The sequence below is a fragment of the Algibacter mikhailovii genome (assembly GCF_014651495.1).
Taxonomy (GTDB): Bacteria; Bacteroidota; Bacteroidia; order Flavobacteriales; family Flavobacteriaceae; genus Algibacter_E; species Algibacter_E mikhailovii.
On sequence record NZ_BMWZ01000001.1, the window covers coordinates 209,213 to 228,666 of the forward strand.

Below are 19,454 nucleotides of genomic sequence, written 5' to 3' on the forward strand. Positions count from 1 at the left end.
AATTTGGCATTCTTAATAAGATAATAAACGCATATTGATTGATGAGAAAGCTTAACGAATTTATTTGGGAAACGCATGGTATTCACGCTGGTACAGAGCAAGATCATGTAAAGCATGGTATTGATAAATTGGAGGATATTGTTGATAAGGCTATAGAAGCAAACAATCCGAGTATTACCTTTATTATTCATTCTCCGAGATTAACGAATTTCAGATATATAGCTGAGCGAGAGACAAATGTAAAGTTTATTAGAGGGAATAAATCCTATTTAAATTACCCAAAGCGTATAGCCAATTTGCGCAAGAAATATGAAGGGCAAATAAACATTAAATACGGCGTAGAGTTAGAGTGGATGGGACCAGAACTTGGTTTGCAATGGAGTAGATCAAAAATATTTCAAGCTGAAGATGCTGATTATGTAATTGGTTCGGTACATTTTGCTCCTGAAGGTCTGCCGTATGACGGGTCGAAAGAAGAAGCTGAAGCTTTACTAAAATTACGAGGAAGCCTTGAGGCGTATTGGGATGGTTATTTCAATGAAATGATCCAAATGATAGAATGTTTTGGTGATATGATTCAAATTATTGGACATATTGACTTGCCTAAGCTTAATGTTGATATGCCTGAAGCTTTAGTGAATTTTGAAACCAGTTCACATCCATTAGCGAATAAATTTAGAACACTTTTAGAGCTTATCGCCGATAGAAATTTATCTCTAGATGTAAATATGGCTGGAAAATTTAAGGGCGTTGGTGTGTATCCTGTTCAAAGCATTTTACGACGCGCCAATGAACTTCAAATCCCTGTATGTGTAGGTACCGATACGCACCACGTACGTTACTATGGTTTGAATTATAAAGAGAGTTTAGAATATATACAGGAGGCCGGTTATGAAAGTTATGTGAGTTACTCTAAGTTGATTCCGGAGAACAGAACCATTTATGACGATCATGACTTGAAGGTTAAATATACTGTCCTAAATAAAGGGATTGAGTTATTAAACCAAAGATTGAATGAGTCTGAACGGCGAATTATTCCTGATTTCTCATTTGGTGGCTCTTTTTTAGAGTTTGTTGATTTATATAAGAACTCAACTGGTATGGGTGATTATAATGCTATTAGAATAAGAAAATGGGGTAAATCAATAACGGTGACTGATGAGATTCCACAGAATACTAAACGCATTGTAAACGGCTTGTTTTCGGAGCATTTGGACAAACCAGGGGTGGTATCCTCTCTATTTAATACCTTAGCATCGGAAGGGATTAATGTGGAAACGGCACGACTAAAATCTAATAAAGACGGAACGGCAGTAGCATTTTTATCTATTGATAATGATAACGGAAATGTTAAAAGCGCTATTGATTTTATCAATGGAACGGATGCCGGGTTATTTTCAAAACTTACATACCAAGAAGATGCTGTACTCCCTAATTACTATAGTAAAGGAGTTTATTTGCTAGAAATGGATGGTGTGCGTTTAAATCTTGCTTTAAGCGAAAAGGTTATTTTAACAAAGCACCATAATGCACCAGGTGTTTTATTGATTTTGTTATCGGCTTTGGCGTCCAAAAATATTAATATTATTGATTTAAGACTAGGTAAGCTCAATGATACGGGCTACTCAGCAATTGCCGTTAATGGAGATTCTAATGTTATTAATGGTTTATTAGGCAAATTAGGAGATCAGTATTATGAGGCTAATTTAATTGAGTTTCATAGTTTCTAGGTTGCTTGTGCAACAATTTTATCTATGATAAAATACCTTTTTATATGGTGTTTAGGGGCTCAGTTTTTATTTGGGCAGCAAACAGAATATGTTGATTTTAAATCGGCATATGCTGATATTTATTTCAATGATGTCAGTAATCATACTATTACAGGATCTGTCATTTATTATTTTGAAGTTTTAAAGGATATTGATTCCGTATATATTGATGCTAAAGGTTTTAATAGTATTCATTATAAGCTAGACGGACAGCATAAAGACAGTTTGTATACCAATGATAAGCTTATCGTCAAGTATCCTTTCAAAGCCAATAGTGAACATAAAATAGCGATCTCCTATCAAACAATCCCCAAAAAAACAATGTATTTTATTGATTGGGATTTTGAAGATGGGAATCCACAAATTTGGACACAAGGGCAAGGGAAATACACTAGCCATTGGCTACCGAGTTTTGATGATATGAATGAGAAAGTTGAATTTGACTTAAACATTACTTTTCATGAGGACTACCAAGTTATTGCCAATGGTAAATTAACCTACAAGCAAAACAATGAATCTACAATCACTTGGATGTACGATATGCAAAAACCAATGTCTAGCTATTTACTAGCGCTGGCCATAGGTAAGTATCGAAAACGTGTGGCGTATGCATCTAGTGGAATCCCGTTGGAAATGTACTATTATCCTAAGGACTCATTAAAATTTGAGCCTACTTATCGGTATACCAAGCGTATGTTTGATTTTTTAGAAAATGAAATTGGATTTGCTTATCCGTGGCAAAACTATAAGCAAATACCTGTTAAGGATTTTTTGTATGCAGGGATGGAAAATACAAGTGCTACCATTTTTTCTGATGCCTTTGTGGTAGATTCTACTGCCTTTATTGATAAAAATTATGTCAACGTCAATGCACATGAGTTGGCGCATCAGTGGTTTGGCGATTTAGTAACTGAAACTTCGGGAACGCATCACTGGCTTCAAGAGGGTTTTGCTACTTATTATGCCTTATTGGCTGAACGAGAGGTATTTGGAGTTGATTATTACCATTACAAACTTTTTGAATATGCCGAAGAGTTAAAAATGCAGGATGCGGCCGGTGGAAGTACAGCGCTTTTGGACCCAAAATCTAGCAGCACAACCTTTTATAAGAAAGGGGCGTGGGCATTAACAATATTGCATGAAAAGGTGGGGGATAAGGCTTTTAAAAAAGCCATTAAGAATTATTTAAAGAATTATCAGTTTAAGAATGTTGAAACGATTGATTTTATTGATGCCGTTGAAAAAACAAGTAGAAAAGATTTGTCTGATTTTGTAGCTACCTGGCTGGAATCAGAAACTTTACATTATGATCAATTAAGGGATTTTTTATCAAAAAAATCTGCAGACTATAAGCTGTTTTTTGAATTGGATTGTCAAGGTGCAAAACAAGCATGCTTTAATTTTTTAGAAACTTCTAAAAATAACCTACTTAAAATAGAAGTCATAAATAGTCTTGGAGGTGCTATTCCAGAATATTTGTATGGTTCTAAGGATATTAAAATTCGTCAAGCTTTGGCTCAAACGGTATATGATATTCCGCTAGAACAAAAAGCAAATTATGAATCCTTACTTAAGGATAAATCTTATACCACTATGGAAACAGCCTTATATAATTTATGGCGTAATTTTCCATTAGAACGTGAGAAATACTTAGACGAGACTAAGGGTGTTATAGGCTTCAATGATAAAAATATTAGAATACTGTGGTTAACTTTGGCGCTCATCACTGAGGACTATGATAATGTTTATAGAAGGCGTTATTTAAGAGAGCTTACTAGCTATACTGGTCCTAAATACAGTTTCGAAATTAGACAAAATGCATTTTCATACCTCAATCAAATTGAGGCCTGTAAGGAGGCTTGCAAAGATAATTTAAAGCTTGCTACAAAGCATCATAACTGGCGTTTTAAGAAATTTGCTAAGGATTTACTGCATACCATCAATTAATACGGTCTTATTTTCAAGTAATATTTTTAAGAGGAACTAGATCTTTTTATATTCTATAATCCAGATTGTTTATCTGGTTATATCCAAAAAATGATTCCTAATGGGGTTCAATCAATATAGCCGCAAGAAAATAATTCTTACCCATTATAATAGATTGATTACTGATGTTAAAGTAGATGTTCCCTTATTTTGAATCTATTTCAAAAAGTTCATTTTCTTAAGTTTTCTTTAAAATACCAAAAAACGGGTATAAAAACCTTCTTATTATATGGGCGGAAGTCCAATATGTTCATTTTTAATTCATAAATTTATAATTAAAATAATAATCATTTGAAGGCATTAGTAATTTCCGGTGGAGGTAGTAAAGGCGCCTATGCAGGCGGCGTAGCGCAGTATTTAATAGAGGAGGAAGGGCGCGAATATGATATGTATTTAGGTACTTCAACAGGTAGTATGTTAATTCCTCATTTAGCTGCCGGAAAAATTGAAAAAATACATCAAGTTTTTACCAATGTAAATCAGCGTAATATTTTTAGTGTTAACCCATTTGTCATTCATAAAAAGGAGAATAGAGAATATGTTTCAATTGATTTTTTGAATTCCTTATGGCAGTTTATTAAAATGAAACGCACCTTTGGAGAAAGTAAATCTTTACGGCGTTACTTAAAAAAACACTTTAGCTATGAAGAATACGAATTAATTCGGGCGAGCAGCGAGGATGTTGTAGTTACTGTGTCTAACTTATCTAAAAACATGGTCGAATATAAGTCTATTAAAGATTTTAGTTATGACGAGTTTTGCGATTGGATGTGGATTTCTTGTAATTATATTCCGTTTATGTCTTTAGTTAAAAAAGATGGCTTTGAATATGCTGATGGAGCATTTGGTTGTGTTGTACCTATTCGCGAAGCTATTCTGCGGGGGGCTACAGAGATTGATGCTATAATTTTGGAATCTGAAAGCATGACCTATCATAAGGTGTTGGGTAAAAACCCTTTTTCTTTAATGATAAACTTATTTGGCCATTTACTAGATCAGGTAGAGCGAAGTGATATTCTTATTGGTAAGCTGGCGGCAAAAAATAAGAATGTGAAGCTGAATTTTTATTATACGCCCTCTAGGTTAACAGAAAATTCACTGATTTTTAATAAAAAGTTAATGACTTCTTGGTGGCAGCAAGGCTATTACTATGCTAAGAAAAAATGTGAAGAAGCCCGTTCAAATGAGTTGCGTATGGAATAATATTACCATAACTCTGATACTTCATCCTTTATAAATGATAGGGCAGCATCACTAGGTGAGCGTCTTTCCATCATTTCTGTTAAAACAACCTCTCTTAATTTATCGGCAGTATCGGTCTTTTCATTCATACCAGCTTTTCTAATCAATTGAATAGTCGCATTTTTTGCAGTGGTAACAATGCTCCAACATTTATCACTAATGTAGATTTGCTGCGATAAATTATGTTCAAACTCTTGTTCAATACTTTGTATAATTAATGATTCGTAATCTTCTTTATTTGAGGACTTTGGGGTGATTCTGACTAGTATTTTAGAGGGTGAAATGCGTTCTAAAAAAAGAGCCATACGTTCATAAGCTTGAAGACGTAATGGCATGGCATTAACTTGCATGTCTTTTTTTAATAAATAACGTCTTCTACCATCTTCGTTTTTGGTATGTTCTCTGAAAAAGTAAAAGGCAATTATACCGGTTATTAAGGTAGGTATTGCAAATAAAAAAAGATCGATAATTCTACTGGTATCCATATAGGTTAATGGTTTTTATTTTGGGTTAATTGAGGATAATTGCCCAAATATAAACAATCTTTTAAATTTTGCATCCCATTAAATGCTACTTGTGTTTTTTCATAGTTATATGTTCTATGCAATTCTTTTGATAGATTATGGTCATCAACATTCATTTCAATATCACTCATTTTAAATTGACATGGGTGCTCATAGCCCGCCGCGTGACTAATTTCTATAAGTTCTTTTCTAAAGGTCTTAAAGTATTGAGCAAGGCGTTCAGACTTTAATGTAGGGTCAATACCGCTCTGTAACCACTTACTCTGGGTGGCCACACCTGCTGGACATCTGTTAGTATGACAAATTTGGGCTTGAATACAGCCAATGCTCATCATGGCTTCTCTAGCGACATTTATACAATCAACCCCCATGGCAAAGGCCATAGCGGCTTTAGCTGGGAACCCTAATTTTCCGCTGCCAATAAATACAATGCGCTCAGATAGATTTTTTGACTGAAATAACTTGTAAATGTCACTAAAACCATAAACCCAAGGTAAAGACACATGGTCTGCAAAACTTGGTGGAGCTGCACCAGTACCGCCTTCACCACCATCTATAGTTATAAAATCAGGACCTTTTCCAGTACTTGCCATAATATTTGCTAGTTCTTCCCACTGTTCTAGCTTACCTATGGCCGCTTTAATTCCCACAGGCAATCCTGTGGCATCAGCTATTTTTTCGATAAAATCTACCATTTCAGGAACATTAGAGAAAGCCTTATGGTTTGGTGGTGAAAGCACATCTTTACCAATAGTCACACCTCTTATTTCGGCTATTTCTTTAGTTATTTTTTTTCCTGGTAAAACACCGCCTTTTCCCGGTTTTGCCCCTTGGGATAATTTTACTTCAATAGCGCGAATAAAAGGATTTTCTGCTACCAGCTTTACGAGTTTTTCTAAAGAGAAGCCACCATCCTGAGATCTGACACCAAAATAACCTGTTCCGAAATGAAAAATGACATCTCCGCCATGACTGTGATATGCCGATAATCCACCTTCACCAGTATTGTGATAAGCTCCAGAAATTTGCACGCCTTTATTTAATGATTCTATGGCTTTGGCAGATAGGGAGCCAAAACTCATAGCTGATACATTGATAATTGAAGCAGGCCTAAAAGGCCTTTTGCGTTTGTGATACAGGCCCATCACCTTAGCACAAGGTAAAAACGTTTTGTCTTCATGATGTGGGTGATGATCGGGCAACTGAAAAGGCATCATGGCATTGTTGATAAAGATATGCTGGTGTGCATAAATATCCCGATCTGTGCCGAAGCCTTCATAATTATTTTCTTTTTTGGCTGAGGCATAAATCCAGCCCCTTTCAATTCTATTAAAGGGTAATTCCTCTCTATTATTGGCTACAAAATACTGACGCATTTCTGGTCCAATACTTTCAAACAAATATCTTAAATGTCCAATGATTGGAAAATTATGACTAATGGTATGGCTTCTCTGAATGAAAATATCGCGAATAGCAACTATAAAAAGGAATACTAAAATCCAACCCCACCAGGGGATGTTTGAAATAAAATCTATAATTACGTCCATGCTATTTATTTAAAAAATCAAAAGTAATTTGAGTTAATGCCTTTACTCCAGAAATTAATCCACTATCATCTATTACAAAATCAGGCGTGTGGTGCGGAAAGGCTTGTGTGTTTCCCGGGGTCATTCCGCCTAGAAAAAAATAAAACCCCGGAATCTTTTCTTGGAAATAAGAGAAATCTTCTCCACCTGTGGTTGCTTTTCTTATTCTAACATTTTCTTTCCCAATTGCTTTATATAAAGAAGGAAGCGTTTGGTTGGTTAAATCAGGGTCATTGTAGGTAATGGCTGTTTGTTCTTGAACATCGAGCTTGGCTTCTCCGCCATAGGCCTTGGCAATATTATCACTCATTTCGTGCATACGCTTAATAATTTTAGAACGCATTTCAGGATCTAAAGTTCTTATGGTTCCAATAAGTTCTGTAGACTCAGGAATGATATTAAAGCGTGTGCCTGCAGTAATTTTTCCAAAACTAATTACAGCTGCCTCATCAACAAGTTTAGTTTCTCTACTAATAATACTTTGGAAGCCATCAATAATTTTAGCGGAAATCAAAATAGGATCAACCCCTTGCCATGGTCTTCCGCCATGGGTTTGTTTGCCTTTTACGTTTAAAACAAATCGATCTACAGCTGCCATTGTGCCTCCGCTTTTATAGTGAATAGTACCAATTTCATAATTTGATCTTATATGTAATCCAAAAATGGCATCAACTTTAGGGTTTTCTAACACCCCTTCTTTAATCATTAAAGCCGCACCACCTTCTTCACCTGGAGGCGGACCTTCTTCTGCTGGCTGAAAAATAAATTTTACTGTGCCTCTAATTTTATCTTTATTATTAGCAAGTATTTCTGCAACGCCCATTAAAATAGCTGTGTGCGTATCATGACCACAGGCATGCATCACGCCAGTTTCGGTGTTTAGGAATGTTGTTTTTACTTCAGATTTAAAAGGTAAATCATTACGCTCCGTTACAGGTAGCGCATCAATATCTGCTCGTAATGCAATTACTTTTCCTGGATGCTTACCTTTTAGAATAGCCACAACACCTGTATGGGCAATACCTGTTTGAACATCTAGACCAAGAGATTTAAGATGTATTGCAATTTTTTCAGCCGTCTTAAATTCTCTATTCGAGAGTTCCGGGTTTTTATGAAAGTCTCGTCGCCATTTTATAACTTTTGATTCAATAGCAGTAAATTGTTGATTTAAATTATTTTGAGAGACACTTTTAAAAATTCCGAAGAATAGGAATATATATATCAGGTATTTCATAAGTCATGTGGTTTTTCAAGCTTAAAGATATTTAAAAAATATCAAAACGTTACAGCCCGGCTAATTGTTTATAATTATTAATAATTACACTAAAATAAACCCCCAACATTGGTTATTTTCACGTCTTTAAAATGATGATGATTTGGAAAAATATTTAAGCCAATTAAATGAAGCACAATTAGCACCCACCATACAGATTGATGGGCCTATGATTGTAATTGCCGGTGCGGGTTCTGGTAAGACCAGAGTGCTTACCTATCGTATTGCTTATATGATGAGCAAGGGCATTGATCCCTTCAATATATTATCCTTAACCTTTACAAATAAGGCGGCACGAGAGATGAAAGAGCGTATTGCCAGTATTGTTGGGGCAAGCGAAGCCAAGAATTTATGGATGGGCACATTTCACTCGGTTTTCGCAAAGATTTTAAGGATTGAGGCTGATAAAATAGGATATCCAAGTAATTTTACGATTTATGATACGCAAGATTCAGACCGATTGATTGCTTCCATTATCAAGGAATTAAATCTGGATAAAGATATTTATAAATATAAGCAGGTTCGTTCAAGGATCTCATCTTATAAAAACAGTTTGATTACCGTTAGAGCATATTTTCAAAATCCAGAATTAAAGGAAGCAGATGCCATGGCAAGACGGCCAAGAATGGGAGACATTTACAAGGAGTATGTGGACCGCTGTTTTAAGGCTGGTGCAATGGATTTTGATGACTTGTTATTGAAAACGAATGAACTATTAACGCGTTTTCCAGATATCCTGATGAAGTATCAAAACAGATTTAGATATATTTTGGTTGATGAGTATCAAGATACCAACCATTCGCAATATTTAATCGTGAGAGCCTTATCTGATAAGTTTCAAAATATTTGTGTAGTGGGTGATGACGCTCAAAGTATTTATGCTTTTCGTGGCGCAAATATTAGTAATATTCTAAATTTTCAAAATGATTATGATGATGTTAAGGAATTTAGATTGGAACAAAACTATCGGTCTACTAAAAATATAGTACAGGCGGCCAATTCTATAATTGATAAAAATCAAACTAAGCTTGAGAAAGTGGTTTGGACGGCTAATGATGATGGCGGAAAAGTGAAAGTGCATCGTTCTTTAACTGATGGTGATGAAGGGCGATTTGTAGCGAGCACCATTTGGGAAAGTAAAATGCAAGATCAATTAATGAATAGTGATTTTGCCATTTTATACCGTACAAATGCGCAATCAAGATCTATAGAAGATGCTTTACGAAAACGCGATATTCCTTATAGAATTTATGGTGGCTTATCATTTTATCAACGGAAAGAAATCAAGGATGTCTTGTCCTATTTGAGGTTAATTATAAACCCAGCAGATGAAGAGGCATTAAAGCGTGTTGTAAATTTTCCGCCTAGAGGCATTGGTCAAACAACAATGGATAAACTTATTGTTTCGGCTAATGGGTATAAGCGTACTATTTTTGAGGTAATGAAGCACATTGACAAAACCGATGTCAAAATTAATTCAGGGACAAAGATAAAACTTCAAAATTTTGTCACGCTAATTGAAAGCTTTCAGGTCATGAATCAAACGGCTGATGTATTTGAATTGGCAGAGCATGTGACTAGAACTACCGGATTAATAAAAGAGTTCAATAAAGATGGAACGCCCGAGGGTGTTGCGAAAATGGAAAATATTGAAGAGTTATTAAATGGTATGAAGGATTTTGTGGAGGGCCAGAAAGAAATAGCAGATACCACAGGGTCTTTAGCTGAATTTTTAGAAGATGTTGCCCTTGCTACGGACTTAGATGCTGATAAGGGCGATACAGATCATGTGGCACTAATGACTATTCACCTTGCGAAAGGGTTAGAATTCCCTACAGTTTTTATTGTGGGTCTTGAAGAAGATTTGTTCCCAAGTGCCATGAGCATGAATACGCGTAGTGAACTAGAGGAGGAGCGCCGCTTATTTTATGTAGCCCTAACGCGTGCAGAAAAGCAGGCTTACTTAACCTATGCATTATCCAGATACCGATGGGGTAAATTGGTAGATTCAGAACCTAGTCGTTTTATAGAAGAGATTGATGAGCAGTTTTTAGATATTATAACACCAATTGAAGAGCGACGTATTAACCCTATGCTGTCTGCCGATATTTTTGGTGATGTTGAACCTAATAAAATAAGATATAAGCCTGCTAAACAACCAGTATTTAAAAAAGGAGCTGTAGCTAAAAAGGAACCTGAAAAGTATATAGCGCCTACTCCAAAGAATTTAAAACCCGTATCTAAAACGAATGATAATACAAATTTATTTGATAGTAAATTGGCAGTGGGTAATATGGTAAAGCATATTAGATTTGGAACTGGCGAAGTATTAAAAATAGAAGGAAAGGCAGGAGATGCGAAGGCGGAAATAAAATTTCAACATGGAGGTGTTAAAAAATTATTATTGCGTTTTGCTAAGTTAGAAGTGATCGGATAAATTATTTTACCATTATAACAGAATTAATGTGACCATCTTGGTCATATTCTTTTACGCTGTTGTGGGGGTCTTCAATCCATTGACCATCAACAATAAACTTATAGTGGTATTTTCCGCCAGAAAGCGGGATCACGTATTTCCATCCGTAATCCATTTTTCTCATTTCATACGCATGTTCATCCCAATTATTAAATGAACCTGCTAATATGACGTTTTTTGCATCCGTATATCCTCTTAATTTGAATGTAGTATAGGCTTTAATATCTAATACTGAATTATAAGCGCCAAATTCGTTTGTAATTCTATTGGGGTTATCGGGGTCTTCCATCCATTCACCATCCACAATAAAACGGTATTGGTAAACATCTGGTTTCATTTGTAAAATTAATTCCCATCCACTGTCTGTTCTATGCATTTCAAAAAGATGCTCGTTCCATTTATTAAAAGAACCAGCTAATATAACTTTTTGTGCATTTTTATAGCCATATAATTTAAAGCTGGCGTTACCCTTGGCATCAGGATATGCAGTGTACATTTTTAGATTATAAACCCCTCGAATACTTTGTCCATGATTAGTAGCTATAGAAATATTCTGGTCTTTTTTTGATGGCTCAGCCCAAAAAGATTCGTTAACAATAAATTTGAATTCCCATGAAAACTCATCAGTAAAATCATGAATACTTTTTCTAAGTTCATAATTGTAGGTGTCAATTTGTTTCATTTTCCAATGATCTCTAGACCAAAGATTAAACTCACCAGAAACAATAACACTATTAATATCAAAATCGCCAAAGTCAAATTTCTTACCAGTTTTTTCTTCCGTGAATTTTGAATAATCTCTGGCATCAAACGTAAAAATAAGCGTGTCACCTTCTATTCTGTAGCCCTTAGTTGTGTTATTTTGGGAATAAACATTACAACTAACAAGGATAAGAATATATAATAAAGTTCTTGAAATCATGACCTTTATTGAAGTGCTATGGGGTAATTTATAAAGTATAATTGTTCTTTTTGATAATTAATAATTGTTCTTTTTTGAGCGAAAAACTCAAAGCCTAAAATACCATCTAGTGTTGTGCCAAAAGCTTCATTCATTTTGCCTAAATTTGTTAATATTGTGGTCATTGGCCCTAAATATGTGTTTTCACTGAGCTTGACACGGTGTAACTTCCCCGCTAATACTTCTATTTGTTTATTTCCTATTCCCGATAATTTTAATCGTTTTTTTGGAATGAAATATTTTAGTGCTTTTTTATTTATACGTTTGTTAATTTGGTTGAATTCGGCAGCAGTATCAATTCCAAATTTTGCTTTTTGATTGTTAACGGTCCCGTTTACAACTATTGTATGATGTTTTAAGTTAAAATTAATGGTATCAATAATTTTCTCTAAATATACGTTTTTATCTAGTTTATTCCCATGTTTGTCAACCTTGGCTAAGGTAATTTGATTAAGGTGCATATCAATAAATACTTCATAATCTTTTAGAATATTATAGCCAATAATACCTAATACTTTTATCTTTTTACTTTTTTCAATTAGCGATAAATCAATAATATCTGAGTTCTTGTTTTCTAATTTGAAATTCTGTAATATGAATTCTTTTATTTGTTTTTGATAGGCATCTTCTACAGAATGCAGTACACCTGAGGTATGCTGTCTGGTATTTTGATGTTGGTATAAATTAGGAAAATGAATTTTATTTAAAATTAGAGATTCAGAACCTGTGTCTATAATAAAATTACCTTCTTTATTAAAAGCTTTTGCTTTGATAACTATAAGGTGGTCAATGATTTTAAAAGGAATTCGTGATGTATATTCGTTAATAATTTCGGCATTAGAAAAGGTAATAGGAGGAGGTGTTCTATCTAAGGCTTGGCTTAGTTGAAAACTTAAGAGAAGTATTGATATGAAGAAAGCAAGTCTTAGCATATTAAAAAGACGTATTAAGTACCAAAATGTTACAACAAAATGTGAATATCTTAATGTGTCCTAGTAAAATTCTGCTATTTGTTAATCATTATCAAGAATTTAGATTTTGATAGGTTACTTTTTTAAAATAATAATTACTTTGTAAACAGAAAAGAATGTAGTAATTATGGCTGAATTCATTAAAATTTATGAGGAGAACCCTAATCCTAGAGAGATTGATAAGGTTGTTAAGATTCTTAAACGTGGCGGACTGATTATTTATCCAACAGACACGGTTTATGGATTGGGTTGTGATATTACCAACATAAAAGCCTTAGAAAAGGTCGCTAGGTTAAAGGGCATAAAATTGGAGAAAGCAAATTTTTCTTTTGTCTGTCATGATTTGAGTAATTTAAGTGATTACGTAAAGCAAATAGATACCTCTGTTTTTAAAATATTGAAACGAGCACTACCAGGACCTTATACATTTATTCTGCCAGGATCTAAATCTTTACCTAATCCGTTTAAAAAGCGAAAAACGGTTGGTATACGGGTGCCAGATAACAATATAGCCTTAGATATTGTAAAACTATTAGGGAACCCTATTATATCAACATCTATTCGTGATGACGATGAAGTTTTAGAATACACCACAGATCCTGAACTCATTTTAGAGAAATGGGGTAATATAGTTGACTTGGTGATAGATGGTGGTTATGGAGATAATCAAGCTTCTACAGTAATTGATTTATCTGATAATATGCCTGTAGTTATTCGGGAGGGGAAAGGTGATTTAGAGATTTTTTAAAACGCATGTATGCTTAAAGTATACGGCGTTTATATAGATTAGAAGGCTTGGGAAGATTATAGTATTTAACCTTTTTAGTTATAATTATCGAAAACCCAATAACATTCAAAAAAAAAGTTCAACTAATTTAGTTGAACTTTTTTAATATTTATTAGAAAAACGATCTACTAGTTAGCACCAGTTTCAAGATTTTTCATTTCTTTTTCAATCATGTCATAAAACTGATCAATTTTAGGCATAACAACAACACGTGTACGTCTGTTTTTTGCTCTATTTTCAGCAGTATCATTATCAACTAAAGGCACATAAGAACTACGTCCTGCAGCGATTAATTGTGCTGGGTTAACATCAAGATCTTGTAATACTCTAATAATAGAAGTAGAACGTTTTACACTTAAATCCCAGTTATCTAATAACACACCTTTTTGGTAAGATTGGCTATCTGTATGTCCTTCAATCATACACTCAAAGTCAGGCTTGCTATTAACTACTTTTGCAACTTTAGCCAAAACTTCTTTTGCTCTGCTCGTTACATTGTAGCTACCACTTTTGAATAATAATTTATCAGCTATTGAAATAAAAACAACACCTTTTTCAACATTGACTTCAATATCTGGATCGTTTATTCCAACTTCTCTTTTTAAACTTGTCACTAAAGCTAGAGTTACACTATCCTTTTGAGTAAGTGCATCTTGCAATCTTGAAATTTTAAGTTCTTTTTCTTTAATACTTTCTAATGTCTTCTCAATGCTACTAGCACCTTTGGCAGATAAAACAGTTAAGTTATCATTGTTTTTACGCAAATCGGCTACTTGCTCTTCTAAAGCTGTGGCACGTGCTGTTGCAGTTGCTCTTTCTTCTAAACAAGAGTTTAATTTCACTGTTGCAGAGTTAAGCAAATCTTGTGTTTCTTTTTGCTTTGCTTCAAGGTCTGTAAATTGTTTTTTTGACACACATGAACTTAATAATACCATTGCAGATAAACTAAGTAATAAGATTTTCTTCATAATTAATTAAGGATTACTTTTCTAAAATTGTTACACAAAAATATATAAAAATCGCTTGTTTACACTATTTTAACAAAACTTTTACTAACTACTTATAAACTATTGTAATTCATTTTTTTATTAATGAAATAATCAAAGACTATAGATGTTTTTTGATAATATTTTCTTCTGTTATTCGTTGTTTTGCGTTGCCCTAATAACCTATTAAGATTATAATAAAAACTGAAATGTGCTTTTACTATTGCTAGTGTATGCTTAGGTTTTAGCTCTACAACAAATTTAATTCCAGCAATTCCATCTAATATTAAGCGCATCAAAATAATGCCTAGGAGAAAACCAGAGGCGTTTTTAGTTAAAGTAAATAAGCTATTTCTAAAATTTAGAAACGTTTTTTTTGGATTAATATTATTTAATGTGCCACCACCCAAATGATATACATGAGAATGGCCTACACATTTAATGGTGTACCCCAAATTTTTTAAACGCCAACATAAATCTATTTCTTCCATATGAGCAAAGAAATATTCATCAAAGCCATTATGTTCATTAAAAACATCAGTTCTTATAAATAGACAAGCACCTGAAGCCCAAAATATTTCTGCAGCATCATTAAATTGCCCTTTATCTTCTTCAATAGAATTAAAGATTCTTCCGCGGCAATAGGGGTAGCCATATTTGTCAATAAAACCTCCTGCTGCTCCTGCGTATTCAAAATGATTCTTTTTTTTGAAATCCAGTATTTTGGGTTGAATTACTGTGGTATTAGGTTCATTATTAAAAGTGTTTATTATGGGGATAAGCCAATCCTTAGTGACTTCAACGTCATTATTTAACAAACAAAAAACATCAGCAGAAATATTTTTTAAGGCATCGTTATATCCTTTAGCATATCCGCCATTGTCTTTATTTTCTATAATTTGAACTGAAGGAAACGTTTTATGTACATATATGACGGAGTCATCACTAGAGGCATTGTCTGCTAGATAAATTGTGGCTTCTTGAGAATGCTCTATAACTGCAGGCAAAAATTGTTTTAGCAAATCTTTACCATTCCAATTTAGAATAACGACAGCTATTTTCATGGTGTATAATCTGGGATATCTTTTAAAAATAAATAACGCTCATTCTGGAAGTCCATTTGGCAATAATAGTGATTTAATCCATTAGTTACCATAAGATAGGATGCATTTAATTCTAAGTTATAACGTGCTATTTGGTCAAATGTTTCTTGATTAATATTGATTTTAGGCGCTTTACATTCAACAATAAGGTGAATGCTACCGTCTGAATTAAAGATGACAATATCATATCTCTTTTTTAAAGTATTGATGGTAAGTTCTTTTTCAATATTAATGAGAGAAATGGGATAACCTTTGTCATTCATTAGAAATTGAACACAATGCTGTCGCACCCATTCTTCTGGTTGTAAAATCACAAATTTTTTACGAATTGGATCAAAAATAGATACTTTATTTTCGCTATTTTTGAATCGAAAATGATGCTTTGGAAAATTAAGTGTTTGCAATAGATTGTCTTTATTTTTCAAAGTTAAACTACAATTGGATAAATCACAATGACTAAATTATTAAATTCCTATAATAGTTTAGTTTGAATTAGAATTTAGTATACGCAATTATAAAAATGTATTAAGATTTGGACGAGGTAAAACAGTTAGTAACAGATATTAAGAATAAAAACCTTAAGCCTATCTATTTTTTAATGGGTGAAGAATCTTATTACATTGATAAAATATCTGATTTTATTGAGTCTACCGTGTTGGCAGAGGAGGAGCGGGGATTTAATCAAATGGTACTATATGGGCGTGATGTTACAATTGAGGATGTGGTAGGAAACGCTAAACGTTATCCTATGATGGCAGAACATCAGGTGGTTATTGTTAAGGAAGCCCAGGATTTATCAAGAACTATTGAGAAATTGGCCTCCTATGCAGAAAACCCTCAGACGAGCACGGTCTTAGTAGTAAACTATAAGTACAAAAAAATAGATAAGCGCAAATCACTCTATAAAACATTAAAAAAAACGGGAGTCGTTTACGAGAGTAAAAAGCTATATGAAAATCAGGTAGCTGATTGGATAAGGCGTGTTTTATCTCCAAGGAAATATTCTATTACCCCTAAAGCGGCCCAAATGCTCGTTGAATTTTTGGGAACAGATTTGAGTAAAATAAACAATGAATTAGAAAAACTTCAGATTATATTACCCAAAGGAACAGAAATTTCACCAGAGCATATTGAAACAAATATTGGTATTAGTAAAGACTTCAACAATTTTGAGTTAAGAAAAGCTGTAGGAGAAAGAAATGCGATCAAGGCCTATAGAATCATTAATTATTTTTCAGAAAATCCAAAGGATAACCCTATGGTGGTTACTGTTGCATTGCTATTTAATTTTTTCTCTCAATTACTCCATCTTCATGGTTTAAATGATAAGTCGCCTAGAAATGTGGCATCTTCGCTTAAAATAAACCCCTATTTTGTTAATGAATACATTAGTGCTTCTAGAAATTATCCTATGCGAAAAGTAAGCGCAGTTATCTCTGTATTGCGAGAATTTGATGTAAAAAGTAAAGGTGTTGGTTCAAATTCGGTTCCTCAGGGTGATTTACTTAAGGAATTAATGGTTCAAGTATTCAATTGATAGGAATTTAATGGAGCATACTATTCATGACAGTTGGAAATCCGTTTTACAAGGAGAATTTTCAAAACCTTATTTTAAAACGTTAAATGAGTTTGTAAAAAAGGAATATCAAAATCATCAATGTTTCCCTCCAATAGATCAAGTTTTTAGTGCATTCAACTATTGTCCTTTTAATGCGGTTAAGGTAGTATTAATAGGTCAAGACCCCTATCATGATTATGGTCAGGCCAATGGTTTGTGCTTTTCTGTCAATGAAGGTATTAAACATCCACCTTCTTTAGTTAATATTTTCAAAGAGTTAAGTAGTGATTTGAATATGCCTTATCCTCAGGATGGGGATTTAACGCGCTGGGCTAAACAAGGTGTTTTGCTTCTTAATGCAACTTTAACGGTAAAAGCGCATGAAGCAGGAAGTCATCAAAAAAAAGGTTGGGAGATTTTTACCGATGCTGTAATAAAAAGTATCAGTGATCATAAAGAAGAGGTGGTTTTTTTATTGTGGGGAGGTTATGCAAAGAAGAAAATTAAATTAATTGATGAAAAAAAACATAAGGTGTTATTATCCGGACATCCATCACCTTTGAGTGCTAATAGAGGATATTGGTTTGGTAATAAGCATTTTAGTGAATCTAACCATTTGTTAAGAGCTTACGGAAAAAGCACAATTTCATGGTAATTAAACAGCCTTAAAGAAGAAATAAATTCGGATTAACGATAGCCGCTGTATTTCTAGCTTTCTAATTAGCTTCCCGTAGGCGCTAATCTTCGAGAAATAGATTTTACTGGAGTCTCTGGTTTTAAAACTATTGGCATGCTATTAGTTTTAGGTTTTTTACTTGTTCTATTACAGCTAAATTTTAATAGTAAAAAATTAAATGCTACAAGTGTAAAAATTATTGCCGAAATTGCTAATATCATGATGCCAGTGGTTCGTGTTTTGGGTAAATAGCTTAAAATATTTTTTTCTTTGGACTAAGAAATAATATGATAACTATAATTTAAAACAAAATTAATCAAAGAAAGACTACAAATCTCTAAGTACTCCTACTTAATTTTTATTTTTAGACGATACTTAAATTCCTACATTAGATATTGCTAAATCCCTAAATTTTTAAGAATATTTTTAGAAATTGCACTTTTATGTATTGTAATAGAAATAGTCTTTAATTTAAAATAAGCTTCACTCATATAAATATAGCCCCCGTGAGTAACACGATCGGAAGATGAGCCCCATGAGTTTTTTACCTTATAATAAATAGTACCATTTTGGTCCTTTACGATGCCTGTAATATGCATTAAATGGTCATCGGTGGTATTTTGGTTTTCGAATTCTTTTTGCCTATAACTAGGCGTTATGTCCTTTTCTACACATATTTTATTCAAACTAACCGCTTCGTCTTTCACATCTGCTGGTATAACAGCAATACCATGTTTTGAAGAAAATGTTTTTTCACTTACATCGCAATCTAATTCAATGGTGTATCCATTTTGTAAGGCCTTATTAACCGTGTCCACTAATTCTTGCAGTGGTAAATTATAAAAGCTACCATTAGAAAAATTATCAGGAATATTTAAAATAAACTTCGAATAATAGGGCTTATGAGTGAAAGAGGTTAAGGTTAAATAGTCGGTTGTTTTAATTTTTGAATACTCTAAAAAAGACTTAGGTGTATATGTTTTACCTTGATAAGTGAAGGTGTCAATTCTTTTCCCTAAATAAACATCTAGAATATTTTCTACGACTTCTTTCCAGTCTGCTGAGACTTTGCCGCTTGGTTTACTGATGTATGTGTCTAAAATAGTATTCAAAACAACAACCATCTCCGAGTGATTGTGAATTGTTTCTGAATGATTTAATCCTGAGAAAACTGAATTAGGAACTAGTCCATATTTCTCTGCACTATTTAATACATCATGTGCCAATCCTCCTTCACCAAATTGCGCTTTACCTTGTCTCATAATGTAATTCCAGGATTTATCAGAATATGTATTTCTAACAGTATACATTTCAGAAATATCTATGAAGTTACCCGTAAGCCTATTAATCTCACTCTCTAGAAATGAAGATGTAGAAAAACTCCAGCATGTACCTGTATTTCCTTGGCTAATCACATCAGTGGCTTCCATATCAACAATGGTTTTGAATTCATAGGATTGACTATAGTTATAAAAGCATTGTGTGAAAAGTAAAAGGAATAAAATAATATTTTTCATAGCGCATCGAAGTTATTAATGAAATAAGATTTATTTTTG

Annotated in this window: 17 protein-coding genes; 8 read left to right on the forward strand and 9 right to left on the reverse strand. The window is 33.5% G+C overall.

Annotated features, from left to right (window positions below; translation table 11 throughout):
* Positions 1-41: 41 nt before the first annotated feature.
* The 3 genes from IE051_RS00915 (at position 42) to IE051_RS00925 (ending at position 4,958) form a co-directional block, all read left to right on the forward strand.
* Positions 42-1,730 carry a histidinol-phosphatase HisJ family protein gene (locus tag IE051_RS00915; RefSeq protein ID WP_189358542.1) on the forward strand — a complete coding sequence of 563 codons (1,689 nt, stop codon included), beginning with the start codon at positions 42-44 and terminating at the stop codon, positions 1,728-1,730.
* A gap of 24 nt (positions 1,731-1,754) precedes the next feature.
* Positions 1,755-3,716, forward strand: coding sequence for a M1 family metallopeptidase (locus IE051_RS00920; protein ID WP_189358544.1), 1,962 nt, complete (start codon positions 1,755-1,757; stop codon positions 3,714-3,716).
* 330 nt (positions 3,717-4,046) lie between these two features.
* A complete protein-coding gene (locus tag IE051_RS00925; RefSeq protein ID WP_189358546.1) occupies positions 4,047-4,958 on the forward strand; it encodes a patatin-like phospholipase family protein in 912 nt (303 codons plus the stop codon).
* Positions 4,959-4,960: 2 nt separating this feature from the next.
* Here IE051_RS00925 and IE051_RS00930 read toward each other — a convergent pair whose 3' ends face one another.
* The 3 genes from IE051_RS00930 to IE051_RS00940 are packed head-to-tail and all read right to left on the reverse strand — an operon-like array spanning position 4,961 to position 8,341.
* A complete protein-coding gene (locus tag IE051_RS00930) occupies positions 4,961-5,482 on the reverse strand; it encodes a DUF7935 family protein (RefSeq protein ID WP_189358549.1) in 522 nt (173 codons plus the stop codon).
* Positions 5,483-5,487: 5 nt separating this feature from the next.
* Positions 5,488-7,068: an FMN-binding glutamate synthase family protein gene (locus tag IE051_RS00935; RefSeq protein WP_189358551.1), complete on the reverse strand. Its 1,581-nt coding sequence runs from the start codon at positions 7,066-7,068 to the stop codon at positions 5,488-5,490.
* A 1-nt stretch (position 7,069) separates the two neighbouring features.
* Entirely contained in the window at positions 7,070-8,341 is a 1,272-nt protein-coding gene (locus IE051_RS00940) for an amidohydrolase (protein ID WP_189358554.1), read from the reverse strand.
* A gap of 142 nt (positions 8,342-8,483) precedes the next feature.
* On the opposite strand from IE051_RS00940, the gene IE051_RS00945 reads away from it, so the two are divergent.
* Entirely contained in the window at positions 8,484-10,817 is a 2,334-nt protein-coding gene (locus IE051_RS00945) for an ATP-dependent helicase (RefSeq protein WP_189358556.1), read from the forward strand.
* Between the two features lies 1 nt (position 10,818).
* Here IE051_RS00945 and IE051_RS00950 read toward each other — a convergent pair whose 3' ends face one another.
* Together IE051_RS00950 and IE051_RS00955 are read right to left on the reverse strand one after the other, a co-directional pair.
* Complete coding sequence (locus tag IE051_RS00950; protein ID WP_189358558.1) at positions 10,819-11,778, reverse strand: glycogen-binding domain-containing protein; 960 nt, start codon at positions 11,776-11,778, stop codon at positions 10,819-10,821.
* A gap of 5 nt (positions 11,779-11,783) precedes the next feature.
* Positions 11,784-12,749, reverse strand: coding sequence for a pepsin/retropepsin-like aspartic protease family protein (locus tag IE051_RS00955; RefSeq protein WP_189358560.1), 966 nt, complete (start codon positions 12,747-12,749; stop codon positions 11,784-11,786).
* Between the two features lie 166 nt (positions 12,750-12,915).
* Here IE051_RS00955 and IE051_RS00960 point away from each other — a divergent pair, with 166 nt between their 5' ends.
* Positions 12,916-13,536 carry an L-threonylcarbamoyladenylate synthase gene (locus tag IE051_RS00960; RefSeq protein ID WP_189358562.1) on the forward strand — a complete coding sequence of 207 codons (621 nt, stop codon included), beginning with the start codon at positions 12,916-12,918 and terminating at the stop codon, positions 13,534-13,536.
* A 167-nt stretch (positions 13,537-13,703) separates the two neighbouring features.
* Here IE051_RS00960 and IE051_RS00965 read toward each other — a convergent pair whose 3' ends face one another.
* The 3 genes from IE051_RS00965 to IE051_RS00975 form a co-directional block, all read right to left on the reverse strand.
* A complete protein-coding gene (locus IE051_RS00965; protein WP_189358564.1) occupies positions 13,704-14,543 on the reverse strand; it encodes an OmpA/MotB family protein in 840 nt (279 codons plus the stop codon).
* A 92-nt stretch (positions 14,544-14,635) separates the two neighbouring features.
* Positions 14,636-15,625, reverse strand: a complete 990-nt coding sequence (locus IE051_RS00970) for a glycosyltransferase family 2 protein (protein ID WP_189358566.1) — start codon at positions 15,623-15,625, stop codon at positions 14,636-14,638.
* On the reverse strand, positions 15,622-16,068 hold the full coding sequence (locus IE051_RS00975; RefSeq protein ID WP_189359356.1) for a type I restriction enzyme HsdR N-terminal domain-containing protein: 447 nt from the start codon (positions 16,066-16,068) through the stop codon (positions 15,622-15,624). Before IE051_RS00975 ends, IE051_RS00970 begins: the two co-directional genes overlap by 4 nt.
* 128 nt (positions 16,069-16,196) lie before the next feature.
* On the opposite strand from IE051_RS00975, the gene holA reads away from it, so the two are divergent.
* The 3 genes from holA to IE051_RS00990 all read left to right on the forward strand — a co-directional run bounded on the left by holA (position 16,197) and on the right by IE051_RS00990 (position 18,150).
* On the forward strand, positions 16,197-17,201 hold the full coding sequence (gene holA, locus IE051_RS00980) for a DNA polymerase III subunit delta (RefSeq protein WP_189358568.1): 1,005 nt from the start codon (positions 16,197-16,199) through the stop codon (positions 17,199-17,201).
* 10 nt (positions 17,202-17,211) lie between these two features.
* Positions 17,212-17,877, forward strand: a complete 666-nt coding sequence (gene ung / locus IE051_RS00985; protein ID WP_189358570.1) for a uracil-DNA glycosylase — start codon at positions 17,212-17,214, stop codon at positions 17,875-17,877.
* A gap of 135 nt (positions 17,878-18,012) precedes the next feature.
* Positions 18,013-18,150, forward strand: coding sequence for a hypothetical protein (locus tag IE051_RS00990; RefSeq protein WP_189358572.1), 138 nt, complete (start codon positions 18,013-18,015; stop codon positions 18,148-18,150).
* A 146-nt stretch (positions 18,151-18,296) separates the two neighbouring features.
* Here IE051_RS00990 and IE051_RS00995 read toward each other — a convergent pair whose 3' ends face one another.
* Positions 18,297-19,415, reverse strand: a complete 1,119-nt coding sequence (locus IE051_RS00995) for a C1 family peptidase (protein ID WP_189358574.1) — start codon at positions 19,413-19,415, stop codon at positions 18,297-18,299.
* Between the last annotated feature and the right edge of the window lie 39 nt (positions 19,416-19,454).

Bases quoted from the DNA above. Each gene is read 5' to 3' on its own strand.
- IE051_RS00915 (WP_189358542.1), top strand. From the start codon at position 42: ATGAGAAAGCTTAACGAATTTATTTGGGAAACGCATGGTATTCACGCT.
- IE051_RS00920 (WP_189358544.1), top strand. From the start codon at position 1,755: ATGATAAAATACCTTTTTATATGGTGTTTAGGGGCTCAGTTTTTATTT.
- IE051_RS00930 (WP_189358549.1), bottom strand. From the start codon at position 5,482: ATGGATACCAGTAGAATTATCGATCTTTTTTTATTTGCAATACCTACC.
- IE051_RS00935 (WP_189358551.1), bottom strand. From the start codon at position 7,068: ATGGACGTAATTATAGATTTTATTTCAAACATCCCCTGGTGGGGTTGG.
- IE051_RS00940 (WP_189358554.1), bottom strand. From the start codon at position 8,341: ATGAAATACCTGATATATATATTCCTATTCTTCGGAATTTTTAAAAGT.
- IE051_RS00950 (WP_189358558.1), bottom strand. From the start codon at position 11,778: ATGATTTCAAGAACTTTATTATATATTCTTATCCTTGTTAGTTGTAAT.
- IE051_RS00955 (WP_189358560.1), bottom strand. From the start codon at position 12,749: ATGCTAAGACTTGCTTTCTTCATATCAATACTTCTCTTAAGTTTTCAA.
- IE051_RS00960 (WP_189358562.1), top strand. From the start codon at position 12,916: ATGGCTGAATTCATTAAAATTTATGAGGAGAACCCTAATCCTAGAGAG.
- IE051_RS00965 (WP_189358564.1), bottom strand. From the start codon at position 14,543: ATGAAGAAAATCTTATTACTTAGTTTATCTGCAATGGTATTATTAAGT.
- IE051_RS00970 (WP_189358566.1), bottom strand. From the start codon at position 15,625: ATGAAAATAGCTGTCGTTATTCTAAATTGGAATGGTAAAGATTTGCTA.
- ung (WP_189358570.1), top strand. From the start codon at position 17,212: ATGGAGCATACTATTCATGACAGTTGGAAATCCGTTTTACAAGGAGAA.
- IE051_RS00990 (WP_189358572.1), top strand. From the start codon at position 18,013: ATGCTATTAGTTTTAGGTTTTTTACTTGTTCTATTACAGCTAAATTTT.
- IE051_RS00995 (WP_189358574.1), bottom strand. From the start codon at position 19,415: ATGAAAAATATTATTTTATTCCTTTTACTTTTCACACAATGCTTTTAT.